The 533-nt window shown below is 66.0% G+C and carries 1 protein-coding gene; it reads left to right on the top strand.

From position 1 onward, the window contains the following. Positions 1-533 (top strand): EF-Tu C-terminal domain-related protein (locus AC3WMA_RS27570; protein ID WP_492288431.1); only part of this gene is annotated, 533 nt, incomplete at both ends.

Raw genomic sequence — 533 nt, 5'->3', positions numbered from 1 at the left:
GACGTGTTCTCGATCTCGGGCCGTGGCACGGTCGTGACCGGCCGCGTCGAGCGCGGCATCGTGAAGGTCGGCGAGGAAATCGAGATCGTCGGCCTGAAGGACACCGTGAAGACGACCGTCACGGGCGTCGAGATGTTCCGCAAGCTGCTCGACCAGGGCCAGGCCGGCGACAACATCGGCGCGCTGCTGCGCGGCACGAAGCGTGAGGACGTCGAGCGCGGCCAGGTGCTGTGCAAGCCGGGCTCTGTGAAGCCGCACACGAAGTTCAAGGCCGAGGCCTACATCCTGACGAAGGAAGAGGGTGGCCGTCACACGCCGTTCTTCACCAACTACCGCCCGCAGTTCTACTTCCGCACGACGGACGTGACCGGCGTGGTCTCGCTGCCGGAAGGCACGGAGATGGTGATGCCGGGCGACAACATCTCGATGGAGGTGACGCTGATCGCCCCGATCGCGATGGAAGAGAAGCTGCGCTTCGCCATCCGCGAAGGCGGTCGTACCGTCGGCGCCGGCGTCGTCGCTAGCATCATCGC

This window comes from Allobosea sp. FW305-C-101, from assembly GCF_058783685.1.
Note: the sequence above shows the minus strand (reverse complement) of the source record. Positions and strands in the feature narration are given on the sequence as shown.